Genomic DNA, 19,194 nt, shown 5'->3' on the forward strand with positions numbered 1-19,194 from the left:
ATGTATAGTCCTGTTTTAGTTGCACTTGCGTCTACGTACATCAGCATATTATTCCTTAACTCATTCGCAGTGAAACTAGGTTTGGTAGATCGACCTTGCACAAGAAAGTTACATAAAGGTGAAGTTCCCCTTGTTGGCGGTATGTCAGTTTTCTTTGGTGTTTTAGCCTCTTTAATCTTATGCTCTGATTTAAATCAAGTGGTAATATTATTTATTATTTCTGCTGGGATTATAGTATTTATAGGTGTACTTGATGATAAGTATGATCTAAGCGTTCGCTCTCGCTTGATAGGACAATTTTTAGTTGGGTCAATTTTAATTTTTGCTTTAGGTGATTACATAACTAATCTAGGGGACTTATTTTCCCTAGGCCAAATAAATATTAAGCAGTTTGGTGTCGTATTTACTCTCATTGCAATTTTAGCTGCTATAAATGCCTACAATATGATCGACGGGATTGATGGGCTGTTAGGTGCTTTGGCGATAGTGTCATTTACGGGAATAGCTGTTTTAGGTTATGAAAATATGCACTTTTCTAGTTATGTTTCAATTATATTTATTGCATCATTACTACCTTTCTTCTTGGCTAACTTAGGTGTATACCCATTTAAAAAGCTAAAAATTTTTATGGGGGATGCCGGCTCAATGCTTATAGGCTTAGCTATTATTTGGGCGCTAGTCTATTCAAGTCAGAAAACATCTCTTGGTGAGCCTATATTCAGGCCTGTTTTTGCTCTTTACGTCGTTGCAATTCCATTGATGGATATGGTTGCAATTATGTTTAGAAGGATAAGTAAAGGTCAATCACCATTTAAGCCTGATAGAGATCATATTCACCATATTTTTATGAGAGCTGGTTTTTCTTCTCGCCAAGCTTTAGCTTTTATTACTTTTTCTGCCCTATTTATATTGTCTATTGGCATTTATGGCGAAGTAACTAAAATGAAAGAGCTTTATTTGTTAATCATTATAGCAAGTCTATTTTTACTTTACGTATTTGTCATAAAACGAGCTTGGACCGTAATTAAATTTTTTAAGCTTATTCAAAAGGGGATTAAATAGATGGAAATATTAAAGCTAATTGGTCGTGAAAAACTGCTCTTCATAGATGATATAATTAAAGCTGAAAAAGTATTGTCAGAAAAAGTTTCCAAATCTCGTTTTCTAGTACTCGGTGGTGCAGGATCTATTGGTCAAGCTGTCACCAAAGAAATTTTCAAACGTAATCCTAAAAAACTACATGTTGTTGATATTAGCGAAAATAACATGGTTGAGCTAGTTCGAGATATTCGTAGTTCGTTTGGTTATATAAATGGTGATTTTCAAACGTTTGCGTTAGATATAGGGTCTATTGAGTACGATGCATTTATTAAAGCTGATGGGCAATATGACTATGTTTTAAATTTGTCAGCCTTAAAACATGTCCGCAGTGAAAAAGACCCATACACATTAATGCGAATGATTGATGTAAATGTATTTAATACAGATAAAACAATACAACAATCGATCGACGCGGGTGTCAAAAAGTATTTCTGTGTCTCTACAGATAAAGCAGCTAACCCTGTCAATATGATGGGTGCATCAAAGCGTATCATGGAAATGTTTTTAATGCGCAAGAGCGAGCAGATTTCAATATCTACAGCGCGATTTGCAAACGTTGCCTTTTCAGATGGTTCATTGTTACATGGTTTCAATCAGCGTATAGAGAAAAGACAACCCATCGTCGCTCCAAATGACATTAAACGCTATTTTGTGATTCCACAGGAATCAGGTGAGTTATGCTTAATGTCGTGTATTTTTGGTGAAAACCGCGATATTTTCTTTCCCAAGCTGAGTGAATCACTGCACTTAATAACGTTTGCTGATATTGCTGTCAAGTACCTCGCTGAAAAAGGTTACGAACCTCATTTATGTACAAGTGAAGATGAAGCTCGAGAATTAGTTAAGACATTACCTGCGCAAGGAAAGTGGCCATGTTTGTTTACGAGCAGTGATACAACGGGTGAAAAAGACTTTGAAGAATTCTTCACCGATCATGAAACGCTAGACATGGATAGATTCGAAAATCTTGGCATCATTAAAAATGAAGCGCAATACAATGCTGAATTACTATCAGTGTTTGAACAGACTATTTCAGAGTTAAAAGCTGACAGAGCTTGGACAAAAGAGCAAATTGTTCAATTGTTTTTCGCCATGCTCCCCGACTTTGGTCATAAAGAAACAGGCAAGTACTTAGACAGTAAAATGTAAGAGAGCTATTGAATATGACAAAGCAGTTGATTTCATTTATAAAAGAACTCTATGAAACAAATGAATTTATTCCATTACATGCGCCCACATTTACGGGTAATGAGCAGCAGTATGTAGCTCAGACTATCAATAGCACATTTGTATCTAGTGTCGGTAAATTTGTTGACGATTTTGAAGCACATATTGAAAGTTACACAGCTACAGCTAAAGCTGTTGCTACGGTAAATGGTACTGCAGCATTACATGCCGCACTATATATGGCTGGCGTTAAAGCAAATGATATTGTGATTACTCAAGCACTAACATTTGTTGCAACTTGCAATGCATTACATCATATGGGGGCTCACCCTGCTTTTGTGGATGTCTCTCCAATTAGTTTAGGGCTATGTCCGAAGGCTTTAGAGCTATTTTTAGATGAATACGCCGTATTAACAGAAACGGGGCCTGTTCATAAAGTTACAAAGCAGCGTATTAAAGCGGTTGTTCCAATGCATACATTTGGCCATCCAGTGGAACTTGATGAGCTTATCGCAATATGTGAAAAGTGGAAAATTAGCTTAGTTGAAGATGCCGCGGAAAGCTTAGGATCTTTTTATAAAGGTCAGCATACAGGTACTTTTGGGGATTATGGCGCTATAAGCTTTAATGGTAATAAGATTATTACTACCGGTGGCGGTGGTATGGTGCTGTGTAAAACTTTAGATGCAGGTAAACACACCAAGCATGTCACTACAACGGCAAAAGTTCCACATCCTTATGAGTTTTATCATGATGAAGCGGGTTTTAACTACCGTATGCCAAATTTAAATGCAGCATTAGGGTGTGCGCAAATGGAAAGTTTACCTGCTTTTATTGAAAATAAGCGCAGCCTCGCATCATTGTATAGCGATTTTTTTAATAATTCAGATTATAAATTTGTTACAGAGCCAACTTATGCGAAATCAAATTACTGGTTAAATGCTATCATTTGTCCAGACCAAAAATCTCGCGAAACATTACTAAAAGATACCAATTCGAACGGTGTTATGGCCAGACCAATCTGGCAATTGATGCATCGCTTACCGATGTTTAAAAATGCGCTACGAGGCGATCTTTCTTATTCTGAATTTATTGAAGGTCATTTGATTAACATTCCAAGCTCACCAATCAAAAGTTTTGGTGGAGTATAGATTTATGAAAATAGCCGTTTTTACAGGTACTCGCGCTGAGTATGGTTTGCTTTTTTGGCTTTTAAAAGATATCAAGAATGATCCTGAACTAACTTTACAGTTATTAGTATCAGGTATGCATTTGTCTTCTGAATTTGGCGAAACTTATAAGCAAATAGAGCAAGATGGATTCACTATTGATGAAAAAATAGAAATTCTACTTTCTTCTGATACGGCTGTAGGCACCGCAAAAAGTATGGGATTAGGAGTGCTTGGTTTTGCTGATGCATTAAACCGGTTAAAGCCTGATGCTCTCGTAATTTTAGGCGATAGATTTGAAGCATTGGCAGCAGCACAAACGGCTATGATTTTACGTATTCCCATTCTTCACCTACATGGTGGTGAAATAACGGAAGGCGCCTATGATGATGCAATCCGCCATGCTATTACCAAGTTGAGTTACTTACATGGTACATCAACAAAAGAATATCAACAGCGTGTAATTCAATTAGGGGAACAACCTGAACGAGTAAGAAATATCGGTGCGATAGGGCTAGACCACTTAAAACGTGGCGAATTCATGACAGTCGATGAAATTGCTAATTCTTTAAACTTCCGTCTTAGTCAGCCGTATTTTTTAGTTACTTATCATCCAGTTACTTTAGGTGATGAGCAACCAGAACAAAGCTTTAATGCCTTACTTGAAGCCTTAAATGAATTTCCAGAGCATCAGGTTATACTAACTTACCCTAATGCAGATGATGGTGGTCGTCGTATAATACCTCTCCTGGAAAAGTACGCTGAGCAGCAGCCAAGAAGAGTGTGTGCAATTCCATCGCTTGGTCAAAAGCGCTATTTAAGTGCAGTGAAACATGCTGCTGCAGTTATTGGTAATTCTTCAAGCGGTGTAATTGAGGTGCCGTCATTTAATGTACCAACAGTAAATATAGGCGTTAGGCAAAAAGGGCGTTTAGCGGCTAAAAGTGTATTGCATTGCAACGCTACAAAAACAGCAATTGAAGCCGCTATAACCAGCGCTCTTCAAGGTGACTATAAAGTCGCGGGTGAAGATATAATAAACCCTTATGGTGCAGGTAATGCAAGTGAGCAGGCCATTACAATGCTTAAAACCCTACACTTCGAGCCAACTAAGTCTTTTTACGATTTAAAGTGAGTACACTATGACCCTAATTATTGCAGAAGCTGGTGTTAATCATAACGGCAGTGACGAATTAGCCTTTTCACTTGTTGATGCAGCCCATAAAGCGGGTGCAGATATCGTCAAGTTTCAAACATTTAAAGCCAAGAATTTAGTTACAGAAGATGCCCAGCAGGCTGAGTATCAAATAACGAATAGTGGCCAAAAAGAATCTCAATTCTCAATGCTAAAACGGCTTGAGTTAAGTTATGAATCTCATCACAAACTAGTTAAATATTGTAATGACCTCGGTATTGAGTTTTTATCAACAGCTTTTGACTCAGAAAGCCTTTCATTTTTAGTTGATGACTTAGGTATTACACGGTTAAAACTGCCATCAGGTGAGATCACAAACGCTCCTTTAGTGCTAGAACATGCTCGAACAGGGTGCGACCTTATTGTTTCAACGGGTATGGCTACATTATCAGAAATAGAGCAAGTGTTATCGGTGATCGCATTTGGATATTTAAATAAGCATGGCAACCCGACCGATGAACAACTACAAGCCGCTTACTTTAGTGAAGAAGGCAAAAAACTACTTAATGAAAAAGTAACACTTTTGCATTGCACTACAGAATATCCTGCGCCTTTCGACGATATAAATCTAAACGCAATGGATACAATGAAAAACGCATTTAAATTAGCCGTTGGGTATTCAGATCACAGTGAAGGCATAATTGTCCCAGTAGCTGCAGTAGCTAAAGGTGCTGTATTAATAGAAAAACACTTTACTGTTGATAAAACATTGCCAGGGCCCGACCATAAAGCTTCATTAGATCCTAAAGAGTTAAAAGCAATGGTTGATGGTATTCGAACCGTTGAGAAAGTTTTGGGTGATGGTATAAAAGGCCCGCGACCTTCAGAGGTGAAGAATAAAAGTGTTGCCCGTAAAAGCCTTGTAGCGGCATCTACGATTGCAATAGGTGAGTTATTTAGTGAAGATAACGTATCGGTAAAACGTCCTGGAAATGGTATTAAGCCAATTAAATATTGGAGTTACTTAAACAAACCAAGTCGTAAAAGCTACCAAGTAGGCGATTTAATCGATGAATAGCCCCAAGTACCTAATAATAGGTGGTGGTGGTCATGCCGCCGCTCTTGCTGATATTCTACTACAGCAAAAAAAACCTTTATTGGGTATTGTTGCGCCTACAGTTCTAGCAGGAAACAAGATTTTTAGTAATATAAATCATTATTTAAATGATGACGATATTTTAAATTTTTCAGTAGATAATGTGCTATTAGTAAACGGTATTGGTGCAATGCCACGACAAACGCTAAGAGAAAAAATTTATACACGTTTTAGCGAGTTGGGCTATACATTTGCAACAGTCATTGCGGACTCTGCGTTAGTCTCAGATTATGCGGTATTGGCTAAAGGTGTACAAATTATGAATAACGCAGTAATTAATATTGGCTGTGAAATCGGTGAAAATACGATAGTAAATACGTCTGTAACCGTTGACCATGATTGCACTATTGGCGCTCATAGCCACCTAGCGCCCGGTACTACGTTAAGCGGACAAGTTAAAGTCGAAAGTAATGTACACATAGCAACAGGTAGTAGTGTAATTAATAATGTAAGTATTGGCAGTAATTCAGTTGTTGGGGTTGGGGCTAATATTACTAAATCAGTACCAAAAAACTCTATAGCATATGGTGTACGTGCAAAGATTAAAGAGCTAGGTGATTTATGATAAAAAATTGGCAAAAAGTAATTGTTTCCCCTACCACAACTATCCGTGAAGTGCTTGAAATTATAGATAAAGAAGCACTTCGTGTAGCTATTGTAGTACTTGGTTGCGACACACTTGTAGGCATCGTTACTGACGGTGATATCCGTCGTGGAATTTTACAGGGTATTGAATTATCAGCCCCAGTCAGCACAATAATGAATAATAATCCAACAAGTGCTAACGTTTCTTTAAGTAGTGTTGAATTAAAAACACTAATGCAAGAGCGTAAGATATTATCTCTCCCGATTGTTGATGACTCAGGAAAGTTAGTTGGTTTAAAAACGTTGTACGATACGTTGGTTGTTGATAAGCGTGAAAACCCTGTTTTTATTATGGCAGGAGGCTTTGGTACCCGATTGAGACCACTTACAGATCACTGCCCCAAACCAATGCTCAAAGTGGGTGGTAAGCCCATGTTAGAAACCCTTATTAATAATTTTAAAAATTATGGTTTTTATAAATTTTTTATTTCTACGCATTATTTGCCAGAAGTGATAATGAATCATTTTGGCGATGGTAGTAACTTCGGTATTGAAATTACGTATATCCATGAAACAACGCCTTTAGGTACCGGAGGGGCGTTATCACTCTTGCCTAAATCTCTGCCTAAAGAACCACTAATAATGATAAATGGCGATATTTTAACAAATGTGGACTTTGCCAAAGTTCTCGATTTTCATGTGAAACAGCACAGTGATGCAACCATGTGTGTGCGTGACTATGAGATAAAAGTACCATTTGGTGTGATTGAAGGTACTGGCCATGAAATTACTAATATTGTGGAAAAGCCAACATACAGGTATTTCGTAAATGCTGGTATTTATGTGATTTCTAACCATATTATCGAGTCATTACCTAATAATGAGCATTTAGATATGCCAACACTGTTTGAGCAAAAACAAAAGGTGGGTTGTAAAACACTAAAGTTTCCGATTCATGAATATTGGCTAGATGTTGGGCGCCACGATGATTTTAATAAAGCACAGTCAGATATTTATGAGCTAGGAATATGAAGCCAAAAGTTTTAGCTGTAGTACCAGCAAGAGCAGGTAGTAAAAGGCTACCTAAAAAAAATACTAAATTATTAAATGGCTTACCACTAATTGCTCACACTCTTGAAGCAATTAAACACTCAACTTTTGTTACAACGACAATGGTCACTTCAGATTGCCCAGAAGTTTTAAGTATTAGTGAACAATATAGTAATACCTACAGTTTAAAGCGTCCTGCGGAACTTTCCTCTGATACGGCTTCTTCAATTGATGTGCTTATCCACGCTGTTGAACACTCAAAGCAGTTTGGTGAATTCGATGTTGTATGCTTATTACAACCAACATCACCGTTGCGTACTTCGTTTGATATTGACAAAGCAATAACTCTATATATAGAAAAACGGGCAAAAGGTGTTGTCTCTATGACTGAGTGTGAGCACTCCCCACTTTGGTCTACACCTTTGGGAGGTGAGGGAGATTTTAATAAGTTTATAAGCAAGCTATCAAATACTCGTTCCCAAGATTTACCTAATTACTACCGATTAAATGGCGCAATTTATTTAATTGAAAAAAATACGCTATTAAAAGAAAACAAACTATTTTTAGACCAAGACTACTACCCGTATATTATGGATACTGAAAATTCTGTTGATATCGACAACTATCTAGATTTTCTAGTTGCTGAAACCATCATAAAGTTAAAAAAATAGCTCATGGCTACTCAACACAAACTACTAGAGCGCATTTTAAACCTTAAGTTAAATGCATACATACTACTGTATTTATCGTTAATGGCGGTAATGTTTGGGTTTGATGGTGTTCTTAAGGTTTTAAAGCCTAATTACACGGAAACGGGAAGCTTTAATTTTTTTATTGGTTTTCTCATCCTCAGTTTACATAGCTTTTTATATTTAAAAAGTTACTACCTCAATTTTTCAAATCCGATAAAGCCTCAAGAAATTTATAGTATTGCATTTGGACTGGTGTTATCAGTGATTCTTTTAGGTTATAGCTTGGGGTATTTTGAGCTAGGTAAAATTATCCGAGATATATTTTATAGTTTCTATTTTATTGTTATTTTTTACGTTATTTATTACTTTAAAAAAACAGAAAAACTGAAATTTAATACTATTTTAAAACTTAGTTTTTTTATTTACTTTGTAGTTTTTAACTTCTTAGCAGTTGTTCTAGGTAATTTTGACCATGAAGACAGGTTCACAGGAATGCAGTTAGCCGCTTCTATCTATGGTGGAACTGCATGTTTAATGTTAATTACATTACTCGAAAGTGACTTAGGGAAATTCAATAAAGTATTTTATTTTAGTATAGGTGTTACTTTTTTACTTCTCTCAGGAACTAGAGGGGCTGTATTATCATTAATCGTTTATTTTGCTTTTAGTTTGTACCGTACATTTGGTAAAAACAAAGTTTTGCAAACCATTATATTGATGTTAGTACTTAGTATTGTTGGTATTATTGTTTTAAAAATAGACCAGATAACAGCTGCAATGTCAGCACTTTCTTCTTTGCGATTTGCATCAACAGCAGATTTAGAAGGAGGGTCTTTAGGTACGAGGCTGACTTGGTACATGATGATTTTAGTTGACCTATATGATCGTTCATTAATTGGGGGGTTCGGTGGTGGTGCCGCAGAAAAGTTAACGGGCCATATTACTCATTTTGACTTACTTCGCTTCTGGTATGATTATAGTATCTTTTTTATAGTAGTGCAGTTAATGCTATTTATATATATGATAAAAGCAATAAGCCCCAATTGGCTTTTAATCTTTTTATACTTATTTGCACAATATTTACTTTTTTCATTGCATAATATTTTTCAAGCGCCCACTATGCTGTTGACCTTTGCTTTATCATTGGTCGTGTTAGCGTCAAAAAATAAAAACAAATATGAATAAAATCAAAGGCCCGCTAGCTCTCGCTTTTAGCGAAAGCTTAACAAAATTGATTGGCTTAATGCTGTTGCCAGTCATTACAGATGCATTAACACTTGAAGAGTTTGGCATCTATGCACTATTTTTAATTAATTATATATTTTTTTCAACTTTATACATTGCAATATTAAACAACTTTATCCTTGTAGGCTACTTTACTCGCCAGTATCGTATTGTATACGAAGTTAAGTCTGCTATGGCTTTTAACACATTGTTTTTTATTGTGTTATCAATTCTGTTTTTTTCTATATCAAGTGTTTACAATTTTGATGAATACTTTTATGTATTTTTTATATCTAGTTTGTCATGTATTATTGCTCAACCATCTCAGGTTTATCTCACCTTTAAACAGTGTCAGCAAAAATATATATCTTATGCGAAATTTAGTTTAACGTTTGTTTTTTGTTATGTCGTATTGGCTTTATTAGCTTACTATTTAAATGTCTCAAGCTGGCAAGGTTATGCTTTGTTGGTTTTATCGAGCCATCTATTTCAAACACTTTTGCTGCTTTTTATAGATGCGAGTAACGTACGCCTTATCTACTTTTCTAAGATGAGCTCATCTAAACGCTACATAAAACACTTTAAAGCTTTAATAGGTAACTCTTTATTTGGATGGGCTAGGGTAAATGTTGATAAGTATTTAATTATTACCATACTGGGTACTACGGTCATGGCAACTTATTCGTTAGGCTTTCAATTAGGGGCTGTGATTGGCTTATTGAATACAATATTAATAAAGCTATTAAATCCAATTTTGTTTGCATCGTTTAAGAGTCAGGTAAATGCAAAAGCAAGGAAGTTAACTATTATTGTTATTGCTTGTTTTGCAGTTGTGAGTCTGAGTTATACTTTGCTATTACCTTTTATTGTGAATGTCTTTTTTCCAGCAGCTTACGAGTCATCAATACAAATAGCGCAACTGGTGAGTGTGGGATACTGCTTACAGGTTATGGTTTCAGTAGTTGGGGCTGTTTTATTTTACGAAAAACGCAATTACCTGATTTCAGCTTTATCAATGGCTTCATTTACATTTTTATTAGTTGGGTTAATGATTTTATATAGCTTAAATTTATTTTCAGCATATTATGTAGCACTTTTCTTTGTTGGGTCTTGGTGCTTCCATTTAATTCTAACTTTATTTTTTGCTTTGAAAGAGCCAAAATTTATAGGTTTTATAAAAAATGCATAAAAACATTTTTGTTGTTAATACTCAGCTTCACTTATTACTCGCGCAATCAATTATTTCTGTTGAGCGGCTTCGTAACTGTATTTTAATAAGTTATGGGAAAGATAAGATGCATTCCTCTTTATTATTGGATCATAGTTTATGGAGTGATTTATATGAGCTACCAGCTATAGATAAAAAGGCCGCATACAGCTACATAAAAAAGATCAAACATTTAAAAAAATTGAATAACAGTTTTTTATTCTGGGGTAATGATTATCAACTAGAAAATCAAGTGGTTGCTCATATAATAAAGCCTGAAAAGATTTATCTGTTTGATGATGGTTTAGCCAGTTATATGGATAACATTAGAAAAGTCACCTTGCAAAAAAAGTTAGCTATGAAGCTATTTTCAAACTTACTGCTAGGCGGGGCCTTGAAAAACGTTACCGGAATTGGGCATTATCGTGTAGATGGTCGGTATTGTTTAAGTAAAGAGTTAGCGAAGTATGCAAACCAAGCAAAAGAAATTCACTTATCTTTTTCAGCCAAAGTTATTAATGAGGTAAGGAGTGCAGTTGCAGAGCAACCTATCCGCAAGCCTGCAGCACTACTTCTAACTCAGCCAATAACAGAGTATAACGCCTTATCAAAAGCTGACGAAGACGCTCACCTAATTAGATTAGCAAAAGAAGCCGATAGACTCGAGGTTGAAACGCTTGTAGTAAAGTACCACCCTGGAGAGACTAAAAAGAGAAGCTTGGAGCGGCTAGATTTAATTAAAAGAAACACTCAAGCAAGTGTGCTTGTAATTGAGCGAATAAATAACTTACCAATTGAAGTAATAATAAGTGACCAGCAAGATAATCCGTTTAAGTTCGCATTATCCGTTTACAGTACCGCTATACTAACGTTAAAGCTATTGCGTAGTGACTTGAATTGCATAAGTTCTTTGTCAAAAGCCGATGTAGAAAAAAGTGAGGCATTTTTCCAGCTTTTTGAGTTATTTAGAAAATTTAAAATTAAAGAGGTAAATAGTGAAAGAGTCGTTTAAGCAGTTAGACTCCAAGGTTAGCTCAAAGGAGCAGTTGAATACATTGCTAAAGATTAATGGGAATAAAAAGTTTACTTTAACTACCTTTGTAAATCCTTTTTCATACAATGTACTTTGTGCTGAGCCCAGCCTAGTTCAAGCTATGGATATAATATTATCAGATGGCTCTTTACATAAAACCCTTCATAATCTGTTTCACGAAAATAAGGTTGATCGAGTTAGTTTTGATTTTTCATCTATTGCTTCAGAAGTTTTAGCTCAGGCTGCTGAAAGACAAGCAAAGGTAGTACTTATAGGTGCCAAGCCTGGGCTCGTAGATATTGCAAAGAGTAACTTTGAAAAAATGTACCCAGGGTTGAATGTTGTTTATACACACCATGGTTATTTTGAAAACGAGCAGCATAGAGAGCAAGTAATTAATCAGGCAGATCAATGCAAGCCAGAGATAGTAATTGTAGGTATGGGAACGCCATATCAAGAGCACTTTTTAGTTGAATATAGTCAAAAAGCAAATAACGCATGCCAACTTTTTACATGCGGTGGGTTTATTGAGCAATCTTCCATTAAAGCAGATTACTATCACCCTTTAATAAAAAAATTAGGTTTAAGGTGGTTACAACGAGCTATTATGCATAGCCACGTTCGCAACAGGCTAATCCGTGACTATCCAATATTCGTTCTAAAATACTGTTACACACACGTCAGGCGTAAATAGTTTTCAAGTTATTTTATGTAGACAGTACCCCAAATAAATGCGTATAATCTCGACTCTCAGATTGCAGGTGTAAGCAATCGAAGTTAGAGAAGTCAGTATTTTAGGGATTGATATGGATAGTTGGTACTTATTATTTTGTAAACCTCGTCAGGAAGCACGAGCGAAAATTAATTTACAAAACCAAGGGATTGAGGCTTTTTTTCCTCTTCTAAAAACAGAAAAACTCGTTAAAGGTCGTCGTACTGTTAAAGAGTCTGCGTTATTCCCAAACTATTTATTCGTTCGTTTGAATTCACAAAACTGTAACTTTTCTGCGGTAAAAAATACCCGTGGCATCAGTGGTTTTGTGTCGTATGGTGCGTCATATCAAATAGTACCTGAACAGTTGATCAGCGAATTACAAAACTTTGAACCAAATTTAAATACCAACGACCTGCCAAATGCGGGTGATTTGGTGTACCTAAATAACGGTTCATTCAAAGATGTACAAGCAATATTTAAAGAGCCAGACGGCGACATGCGCAGTATATTACTAATTAATCTACTAAACCAAAAAATAGAAGTAACAGTAGATAATAAAGATATAAGAAAAGTAGGTTAAAGGTAAAAGGGTAAAGGCGAAAGGTTAAAGGTACTAGGAAGAGAAAGGTTATAGGCCCTAGGGAAGTGACTAGCGCCTATGCTTTAAACGTAGGAGCAGGCTTTAGCCGCGAAAGTGATATATTCACAAAGAGGTTAAGAGACGCTGCGCTTAAGAGATGCACAGGAAGGCGTTAGAGAAGCAACATATTTATTTGTCTTCTCATTTCCACTCATTATCTTCTCTTTGTGCAAAGGTGATTTACGTAGGAGCAGGCTTTAGCCGCGAAAGTGCTAAAGTGATATATTCATAAAGAGGTTAAGAGGCGCTGCGCTGATGAGGTGCAAGCGAAGGAACTAGGTTCTAGGAAAGAGATTAGGAGCTATGGAAGTGAAATATATTTTTATCTTCTCATTTACTCTCATTTACTTCTCTTTGTGCAAAAATGGTTTTAGCGAAAGACTTTGACCTTGCACCTTAAAACTTAAAGTTAATCAGTACGTAGGAACTGCAACCTAGGGGCGGAAGCGTGTCCGAAGGACTAGACAAGCAAATAGTTTTGCTTTCAAGCTGGAGCGAGAGGAGCTCTGCGACGAACTGGAACGTGAAGCGTGTCCGAAGGACTAGACAAGCAAAATTTTTAAGTGATTTATTCACAAAGAGGTTAAGAGGCGCTGCGCTGATGAGGTGCAAGCGAAGGAACTAGGTTCTAGGAAAGAGACTAGGAGTTAGGGAAGTGAAATATATTTTTGTCTTCTCATTTACGCTCATTATCTTCTCTTTGTGCAAAGGTGATTTACGTAGGAGCAGGCTTTAGCCGCGAAAGTGATATATTCACAAAGAGGTTAAGAGACGCTGCGCTTAAGAGGTCAAGGTAAGGAACTAGGTTCTAGGAAAGAGACTAGGAGTTAGGGAAGTGAAATATATTTTTGTCTTCTCATTTCCACTCATTTACTTCTCTTTGTGCAAAGATGCTTTTCGTAGGAGCAGGCTTTAGCCGCGAAAGTGCGAAAGTGATATATTCACAAAGAGGTTAAGAGGCGCTGCGCTTAAGAGGTCAAAGTAAGGAACTAGGTTCTAGAAAAGAGACTAGGAGCTAGGGAAGTAAAATATATTTTTTCTTCTCATTTACCCTCATTGTTTACTCTTTGTGCACAGGTGGTTTTCGTAGGAGTAGGCTTTAGCCACTAAAGTGTTAAGTGATATATTCACAAAGAGGTTAAGAGACGCTGCGCTTAAGAGGTCAGGAGAATGAGCTTGGTTCTAGAGAAGTAAAATATATTTTTGTCTTCTCATTCCCACTCATTCCCACTCATTCACTTCTCTTTGTGCAAAATGGTCTTCGTAGTAGCAGGCTTTAGCCACTAAAGTGTTAAGTGATATATTTACAAAGATATTAAGAGACGCTGCGCTTCAGAGATGCACAGGAAGGCGTTAGAGAAGTAACATATTTATTTGTCTTCTCATTTTCTCTCATTCACTTCTCTTTGTGCAAAATAGGTGTTTTGTAAGGTATGGATTTTGGCCTTTAATCTTGCACCTTAAAACTTAAAGTTAATCAGTACGTAGGAACTGCAACCTAGGGGCGGAAGCGTGCCCGAAGGGCTAGACAAGCAAATAGTTTTGCTTTCAAGCTGGAGCGAGAGGAGCTCTGCGACGAACTGGAACGTGAAGCGTGCCCGAAGGGCTAGACAAGCAAATAGTTTTGCTTTCAAGCTGGAGCGAGAGGAGCTCTGCGACGAACTGGAACGTGAAGCGTGCCCGAAGGGCTAGACAAGCAAATAGTTTTGCTTTCAAATGATGGCTACAGGCTACAGGCTACAGGCTACAGGCTACAGGCTACAGGCTACGGGCTACGGGCTACGTTAGGATAGCTCAATAGCATAAACATCATAATCATCCGAAGGATTGGCAATGAGATATGAAAATTTAGAAGTATGGAAAAGGTCATTTAAACTAAGTTTATCAATATATAAAACATTTGAGTCTTTACGCGATTACGGTTTAAGAGATCAAATGCGACGATGTGCCGTCTCAGTCCCAAGTAATATCGCAGAGGGGATGGAAAGAGACTTTGAAAAAGAAAAAGCCCGCTTTTTAGGTATTGCTAAAGGCTCGATTGGTGAATTAAAAACACAGGTCATGATTTCATTTGAATTAGGTTATATACGTTATGAGCAATCTAAATTTATACTTGAAGAGTGTGAAATAATTGGAAATATGCTTGGCAAGTTAATAAAAACCATTAAAAATGCTTGATAAGCACGAAGCACGAAGCACGAAGCACGAAGCACGAAGCACGAAGCACGAAGCACGAAGCACGAAGCACGAAGCACGAAGCACGAAGCACGAAGCACGAAGCACGAAGCACGAAGCACGAAGCACGAAAACGGAACCTTTTAACTAAATTTACAAAAAAATTACTCGCTTGCTTGTTTACTGTACAACCAACCTTGCACAGTAAACAGAGCCATGCTTTAATTAGCCAGCGAAAATATAACAGCACATATCAATAACTAAGCTGAAAGTTTTAGAATTTTATAATATTTGGGAATATACAATGGCGCTAAGCTGTAAAACACTTGTGGCATCACTTACCTTGCTCACAATGACAGGTTGTACAATCATCCCCGGTAGCCATTTCGAAGGAATCGAATCGGGTGAACAAACAAAAAACCTTGAGCAAGACCTTGAAAAGGTCAATATCCAAATAATTGACTCCTCGTTGATTTATCAACAAAAACAAACCGCTAAAAAAGCTAAACCACCTTCGAGCCTTGATGGCATTGATACCAGCGATTATCAATACAAACTAGGTGTGGGTGACGTACTTACTATTGGCGTTTGGGATCACCCAGAGCTAACAATACCCGCTGCTGTACAGCGTACCGCTGAGTTTGACGGCTTTCGCGTGCAAGCCGACGGCACCATTACCTATGCGTATGCACCAAATATTCAAGCGGCAGGTAAAACCGTACAAGAGGTTCACACTGAACTTGTAAAACGCCTAAGCCGTGTGATTGAAGACCCACAAATCGACATAAAAGTGGTTGGGTTCAGAAGCCAAAAAGCTTATGTAACTGGCGAAGTAACAAAGCCTGGTGTTTACCCAGTAACTGAAACTCCACTGACTTTAATTGATGCACTAAACCAAGCCGGTGGTTTAACCGATGCAGCCGACTGGCGCACGGTGACTTTTACCCGTGGCGACAAAACAGAAGTCATTAAACTTGATGACTTTTATGCGCATGGTGATATTTCACAAAATCGTTTATTACAACATGGCGATATAGTTCACGTTAGCCGTAATGACCTACAAAACGTATTTGTATTAGGTGATGTAAAACGTGCCGGCTCTGTTGGTATTAACCGTTACGGTTTAAACCTAGCCGAAGCGCTAACAAACTCTGGTGGCTTAAACGAAAACACTGCTGACGCTAATGGCGTATTTGTATTACGTAAACGTGACTTGCAACGCGATGGCGTAATAGCCGATGTTTACCAGTTACATGCTAAAAATGTAGCAGCACTAGTGTTAGCTGAGCAGTTTGAATTACAGCCACACGATATTGTGTATGTAACCTCTGCCCCACTTGCACGTTGGAACCGTGTAATAAGCTTATTACTACCGTCTATCGCGACAGTTGATTCTATCGACGATTTAGCTGCAACTAACTAAAGGAATGCGATGTTTGACTCTATCTTAGTGGTGTGTGCGGGTAATATTTGCCGCAGCCCGACTGCAGAGTACGTACTGAAAAGTAAGCTTGAAGGTAAAAATATTAAAGTGTCATCAGCCGGGTTAACCGCACTTGAAGGTAAACCGGCTGATGCAACGGCAAAACAAATTGCTGCACCATACGGGATAAATATGGATGCACACCAAGGTCGCCAACTTAACTCGAGCCTAGTGGCACAAAATAGTGTGATTTTAGTGATGGAACAACGCCATTTAACTGATTTGTGCAGCCGCTACCCTGAGGCCCGTGGTAAAACGTTTTTACTTGGTAAATGGTTAGGCGATAAAGAAATTCCCGACCCTTACAGGCAAAGCCTTGAAGCATTTGAACACGTATATGAACTAATCGATAGCGCCTGTAGCGCTTGGCAAAAGTATTTATAAGGATAGGCTAGTACATGAATGCTCAGCCCACTGCAATAGCAGCAAATAAGCAAAACCGCACACCAGATCAAAACCCAAGCCAAGAGATTGACTTAATGGCGCTATTAGGCGCATTGCTCGATCGTAAATATTTTATCATTGCAATAACAGCTGTGTTTATGTTTGTCGGTGTAGTATACGCCGTATTCTCTACCCCAATATACCAAGCTACAGCGATGATCCAAGTTGAAGATAGCAGTGGCTCAGTACCAGGGTTTGATGACATGGCCGGCATGTTTGAAAGCACCTCTGCTGCGGTGACCGAAATCGAACTACTAAAATCACGCTCTATCATAGGTGAGGCAGTTGATACCCTAAAGCTTGATATAATTGCTGAGCCTAAACTATTCCCATTTATAGGTGGCCGTGCGTTTCGTAAATTTACCCCTATGAGTGAGGGCGATTTAGCTGAACCGAGCTTTGGTGCAACCTCCTACGCTTGGGGCGGTGAAAGCATTGATGTATTTAGATTTGATGTACCAAAATCTGCCATTGGTGCTGGTTTTACTCTACAAGCGCAAGAGAATAATAGCCTTGTGTTATTAAACGGTGAAGGTGAACAGGTTTTAGCCGGTAAAGTAGGGCAAGAACTCACAAACGGTAAATTTAACCTAACGGTACGTAGTTTAAATGCTCGCGCTGGCACTGAGTTTATTATTAGCCGCAAAGACCGTTTAAACACTATTTTAGACTTACAAGCAGCTATTTCAGCCAGTGAAAAAGGCAAAGACTCAGGCATTATTAACTTAAGCTTGCAAAGTGCGCAGCCTCATTACGCTGAAAAAGTACTTGATAAAGTAGCGGCTATTTATGTGCGCCGTAATGTTGAGCGTAACAGTGCTGAAGCACAAAAGTCCCTTGAGTTTTTAGAGGTGCAACTCCCTGAAATAAAAAAACAACTTGAATACGCAGAAGAGCGCTTTAACGACTACCAAATACAGCGTCAGTCAATAAATATTACCCTTGAAACTCAAGGCGTGCTTGAGCAAGTAGTTAAGCTTGAAACTAAACTACAAGAGCTCGAACTAAAACGCCTTGAGCTAAGCCGTAAGTTTAAAAAAGATCACCCCACTTACCAAGGTATTATTGAACAAATAGCAGCTGTTAACGAGCAAAAGCAACAGCTAGTAGGTGAAGTAGGTAACTTGCCAGAGACTCAACAAGAACTGCTGCGGTTAAAACGCGATGTTGAAGTAAGCAACCAGATTTATACGTTACTACTTAGCAAAACCCAAGAACTCGACATAGTACGTGCCGGCACTGTAGGTAATGTACGTATTATTGACTACGCTGAAGTCAATACCTCAAAGCCAGTGAAACCTAAAAAAGCCTTAATTGTGGTAATGGCGACTATGCTTGGCGGCATGCTTGCCGTCGCCATTGTACTAGTGCAAAAAGCCATGCATAAAGGCGTTGAAGATCCTAATGAGATTGAGGCAATTGGCTTGCCTGTTTACGCCAGCGTACCCTACTCGGATTACCAAGAAAAACTCACCGGGTTTGGTAAAGCCCGTAAAGGTAATAATAAAGCTATATCAATATTAGCCCTTGATAACCCAGCCGATTTATCAATTGAGGCTTTGCGCAGCTTACGTACTAGCTTGCACTTTGCGATGATGGAAGCTAAAAATAACCTAATTGCTATTTCGGGCCCAAGCCCTGGCGTAGGTAAATCATTTGTATCAGTAAATTTAGCCGCAGTATTGGCGCAAAGCGGTAAAAAAGTACTGATCATCGATGCCGATATGCGCAAAGGCTACTTACAAACTCAATTCGGTATAGAATGGGGTGATGGCTTAAGTGATTATTTATCGGGCCGTTTAAATATTAAACAAGTAACTAAGCCAACCCAAGTTGAAGGCTTAAGTGTAATTACCCGTGGTCAAATACCGCCGAACCCGTCTGAATTACTAATGCATAGTAATTTTAGCAAGTTAGTGGAAGAGGTAAGTACTGAGTACGATTTAGTAATCATAGATACGCCACCTATTTTAGCTGTAACCGATCCGGCAATAGTCAGTGCCCACACCGGCACTACGTTACTAGTAACCCGCTTTGGCCAAAACCACTTGCGTGAAATAGAACTCACCCGTAACCGTTTTGAACAAAACGGCACAGATGTTAAAGGCGTCGTGTTCAACGGTGTGGTTAAAAAAGCCAGCAATGCATACGGTTATTATGGTTACTACAATTATGAATACAAATCTGATGTTTAGTATTAACTTTGCCGCAATATTAT

Annotated in this window: 17 protein-coding genes; all 17 read left to right on the top strand. The window is 37.9% G+C overall.

Annotated elements, in window-relative coordinates:
* Positions 1 to 1,062 (top strand): UDP-N-acetylglucosamine--undecaprenyl-phosphate N-acetylglucosaminephosphotransferase, encoded by a 1,062-nt coding sequence (gene wecA / locus QMA12_RS11855; RefSeq protein WP_290210337.1) that lies wholly within the window; start codon positions 1 to 3, stop codon positions 1,060 to 1,062.
* A complete protein-coding gene (locus QMA12_RS11860) occupies positions 1,063 to 2,250 on the top strand; it encodes a UDP-N-acetylglucosamine 4,6-dehydratase (protein WP_290210338.1) in 1,188 nt (395 codons plus the stop codon).
* Between the two features lie 14 nt (positions 2,251 to 2,264).
* A complete protein-coding gene (locus tag QMA12_RS11865; protein ID WP_290210339.1) occupies positions 2,265 to 3,419 on the top strand; it encodes a LegC family aminotransferase in 1,155 nt (384 codons plus the stop codon).
* 4 nt (positions 3,420 to 3,423) lie between these two features.
* Positions 3,424 to 4,572: a UDP-N-acetylglucosamine 2-epimerase gene (gene neuC, locus QMA12_RS11870; protein WP_290210340.1), complete on the top strand. Its 1,149-nt coding sequence runs from the start codon at positions 3,424 to 3,426 to the stop codon at positions 4,570 to 4,572.
* Between the two features lie 7 nt (positions 4,573 to 4,579).
* Complete coding sequence (gene neuB, locus QMA12_RS11875; RefSeq protein WP_290210341.1) at positions 4,580 to 5,650, top strand: N-acetylneuraminate synthase; 1,071 nt, start codon at positions 4,580 to 4,582, stop codon at positions 5,648 to 5,650.
* The gene (locus QMA12_RS11880) at positions 5,643 to 6,293 is read left to right on the top strand and encodes a NeuD/PglB/VioB family sugar acetyltransferase (RefSeq protein WP_290210342.1); all 651 of its coding nucleotides are present in this window, start codon (positions 5,643 to 5,645) and stop codon (positions 6,291 to 6,293) included. Before neuB ends, QMA12_RS11880 begins: the two co-directional genes overlap by 8 nt.
* On the top strand, positions 6,290 to 7,345 hold the full coding sequence (locus QMA12_RS11885) for a nucleotidyltransferase family protein (protein ID WP_290210343.1): 1,056 nt from the start codon (positions 6,290 to 6,292) through the stop codon (positions 7,343 to 7,345). Before QMA12_RS11880 ends, QMA12_RS11885 begins: the two co-directional genes overlap by 4 nt.
* The gene (locus QMA12_RS11890; RefSeq protein ID WP_290210344.1) at positions 7,342 to 8,034 is read left to right on the top strand and encodes an acylneuraminate cytidylyltransferase family protein; all 693 of its coding nucleotides are present in this window, start codon (positions 7,342 to 7,344) and stop codon (positions 8,032 to 8,034) included. Before QMA12_RS11885 ends, QMA12_RS11890 begins: the two co-directional genes overlap by 4 nt.
* Positions 8,035 to 8,037: 3 nt before the next feature.
* Entirely contained in the window at positions 8,038 to 9,240 is a 1,203-nt protein-coding gene (locus tag QMA12_RS11895; protein ID WP_290210345.1) for a hypothetical protein, read from the top strand.
* Positions 9,233 to 10,468, top strand: a complete 1,236-nt coding sequence (locus QMA12_RS11900; protein WP_290210346.1) for an oligosaccharide flippase family protein — start codon at positions 9,233 to 9,235, stop codon at positions 10,466 to 10,468. Before QMA12_RS11895 ends, QMA12_RS11900 begins: the two co-directional genes overlap by 8 nt.
* Positions 10,461 to 11,498, top strand: a complete 1,038-nt coding sequence (locus tag QMA12_RS11905; protein ID WP_290210347.1) for a glycosyltransferase family 52 — start codon at positions 10,461 to 10,463, stop codon at positions 11,496 to 11,498. Before QMA12_RS11900 ends, QMA12_RS11905 begins: the two co-directional genes overlap by 8 nt.
* A gap of 34 nt (positions 11,499 to 11,532) precedes the next feature.
* Positions 11,533 to 12,213, top strand: coding sequence for a WecB/TagA/CpsF family glycosyltransferase (locus QMA12_RS11910; protein ID WP_290210348.1), 681 nt, complete (start codon positions 11,533 to 11,535; stop codon positions 12,211 to 12,213).
* 112 nt (positions 12,214 to 12,325) lie between these two features.
* Complete coding sequence (gene rfaH / locus QMA12_RS11915; RefSeq protein ID WP_290210349.1) at positions 12,326 to 12,814, top strand: transcription/translation regulatory transformer protein RfaH; 489 nt, start codon at positions 12,326 to 12,328, stop codon at positions 12,812 to 12,814.
* 1,893 nt (positions 12,815 to 14,707) lie between these two features.
* Positions 14,708 to 15,052, top strand: coding sequence for a four helix bundle protein (locus tag QMA12_RS11920; RefSeq protein ID WP_290211342.1), 345 nt, complete (start codon positions 14,708 to 14,710; stop codon positions 15,050 to 15,052).
* A gap of 301 nt (positions 15,053 to 15,353) precedes the next feature.
* The gene (locus tag QMA12_RS11925) at positions 15,354 to 16,472 is read left to right on the top strand and encodes a polysaccharide export protein (protein ID WP_290211343.1); all 1,119 of its coding nucleotides are present in this window, start codon (positions 15,354 to 15,356) and stop codon (positions 16,470 to 16,472) included.
* 9 nt (positions 16,473 to 16,481) lie between these two features.
* Positions 16,482 to 16,916 carry a low molecular weight protein-tyrosine-phosphatase gene (locus QMA12_RS11930; RefSeq protein ID WP_290211344.1) on the top strand — a complete coding sequence of 145 codons (435 nt, stop codon included), beginning with the start codon at positions 16,482 to 16,484 and terminating at the stop codon, positions 16,914 to 16,916.
* Positions 16,917 to 16,930: 14 nt separating this feature from the next.
* Entirely contained in the window at positions 16,931 to 19,171 is a 2,241-nt protein-coding gene (locus QMA12_RS11935) for a polysaccharide biosynthesis tyrosine autokinase (protein WP_290211345.1), read from the top strand.
* The last annotated feature ends 23 nt before the right edge of the window (positions 19,172 to 19,194 follow it).

Origin of the sequence: Pseudoalteromonas sp. APC 3893, assembly GCF_030408095.1 — a bacterium.
Classification (GTDB): domain Bacteria; phylum Pseudomonadota; class Gammaproteobacteria; order Enterobacterales; family Alteromonadaceae; genus Pseudoalteromonas.

Coding starts and splice junctions, on each gene's coding strand:
- wecA (WP_290210337.1), top strand. CDS start 1: ATGTATAGTCCTGTTTTAGTTGCACTTGCGTCTACGTACATCAGCATA.
- QMA12_RS11860 (WP_290210338.1), top strand. CDS start 1,063: ATGGAAATATTAAAGCTAATTGGTCGTGAAAAACTGCTCTTCATAGAT.
- QMA12_RS11865 (WP_290210339.1), top strand. CDS start 2,265: ATGACAAAGCAGTTGATTTCATTTATAAAAGAACTCTATGAAACAAAT.
- neuC (WP_290210340.1), top strand. CDS start 3,424: ATGAAAATAGCCGTTTTTACAGGTACTCGCGCTGAGTATGGTTTGCTT.
- neuB (WP_290210341.1), top strand. CDS start 4,580: ATGACCCTAATTATTGCAGAAGCTGGTGTTAATCATAACGGCAGTGAC.
- QMA12_RS11880 (WP_290210342.1), top strand. CDS start 5,643: ATGAATAGCCCCAAGTACCTAATAATAGGTGGTGGTGGTCATGCCGCC.
- QMA12_RS11885 (WP_290210343.1), top strand. CDS start 6,290: ATGATAAAAAATTGGCAAAAAGTAATTGTTTCCCCTACCACAACTATC.
- QMA12_RS11890 (WP_290210344.1), top strand. CDS start 7,342: ATGAAGCCAAAAGTTTTAGCTGTAGTACCAGCAAGAGCAGGTAGTAAA.
- QMA12_RS11895 (WP_290210345.1), top strand. CDS start 8,038: ATGGCTACTCAACACAAACTACTAGAGCGCATTTTAAACCTTAAGTTA.
- QMA12_RS11900 (WP_290210346.1), top strand. CDS start 9,233: ATGAATAAAATCAAAGGCCCGCTAGCTCTCGCTTTTAGCGAAAGCTTA.
- QMA12_RS11905 (WP_290210347.1), top strand. CDS start 10,461: ATGCATAAAAACATTTTTGTTGTTAATACTCAGCTTCACTTATTACTC.
- rfaH (WP_290210349.1), top strand. CDS start 12,326: ATGGATAGTTGGTACTTATTATTTTGTAAACCTCGTCAGGAAGCACGA.
- QMA12_RS11920 (WP_290211342.1), top strand. CDS start 14,708: ATGAGATATGAAAATTTAGAAGTATGGAAAAGGTCATTTAAACTAAGT.
- QMA12_RS11925 (WP_290211343.1), top strand. CDS start 15,354: ATGGCGCTAAGCTGTAAAACACTTGTGGCATCACTTACCTTGCTCACA.
- QMA12_RS11930 (WP_290211344.1), top strand. CDS start 16,482: ATGTTTGACTCTATCTTAGTGGTGTGTGCGGGTAATATTTGCCGCAGC.
- QMA12_RS11935 (WP_290211345.1), top strand. CDS start 16,931: ATGAATGCTCAGCCCACTGCAATAGCAGCAAATAAGCAAAACCGCACA.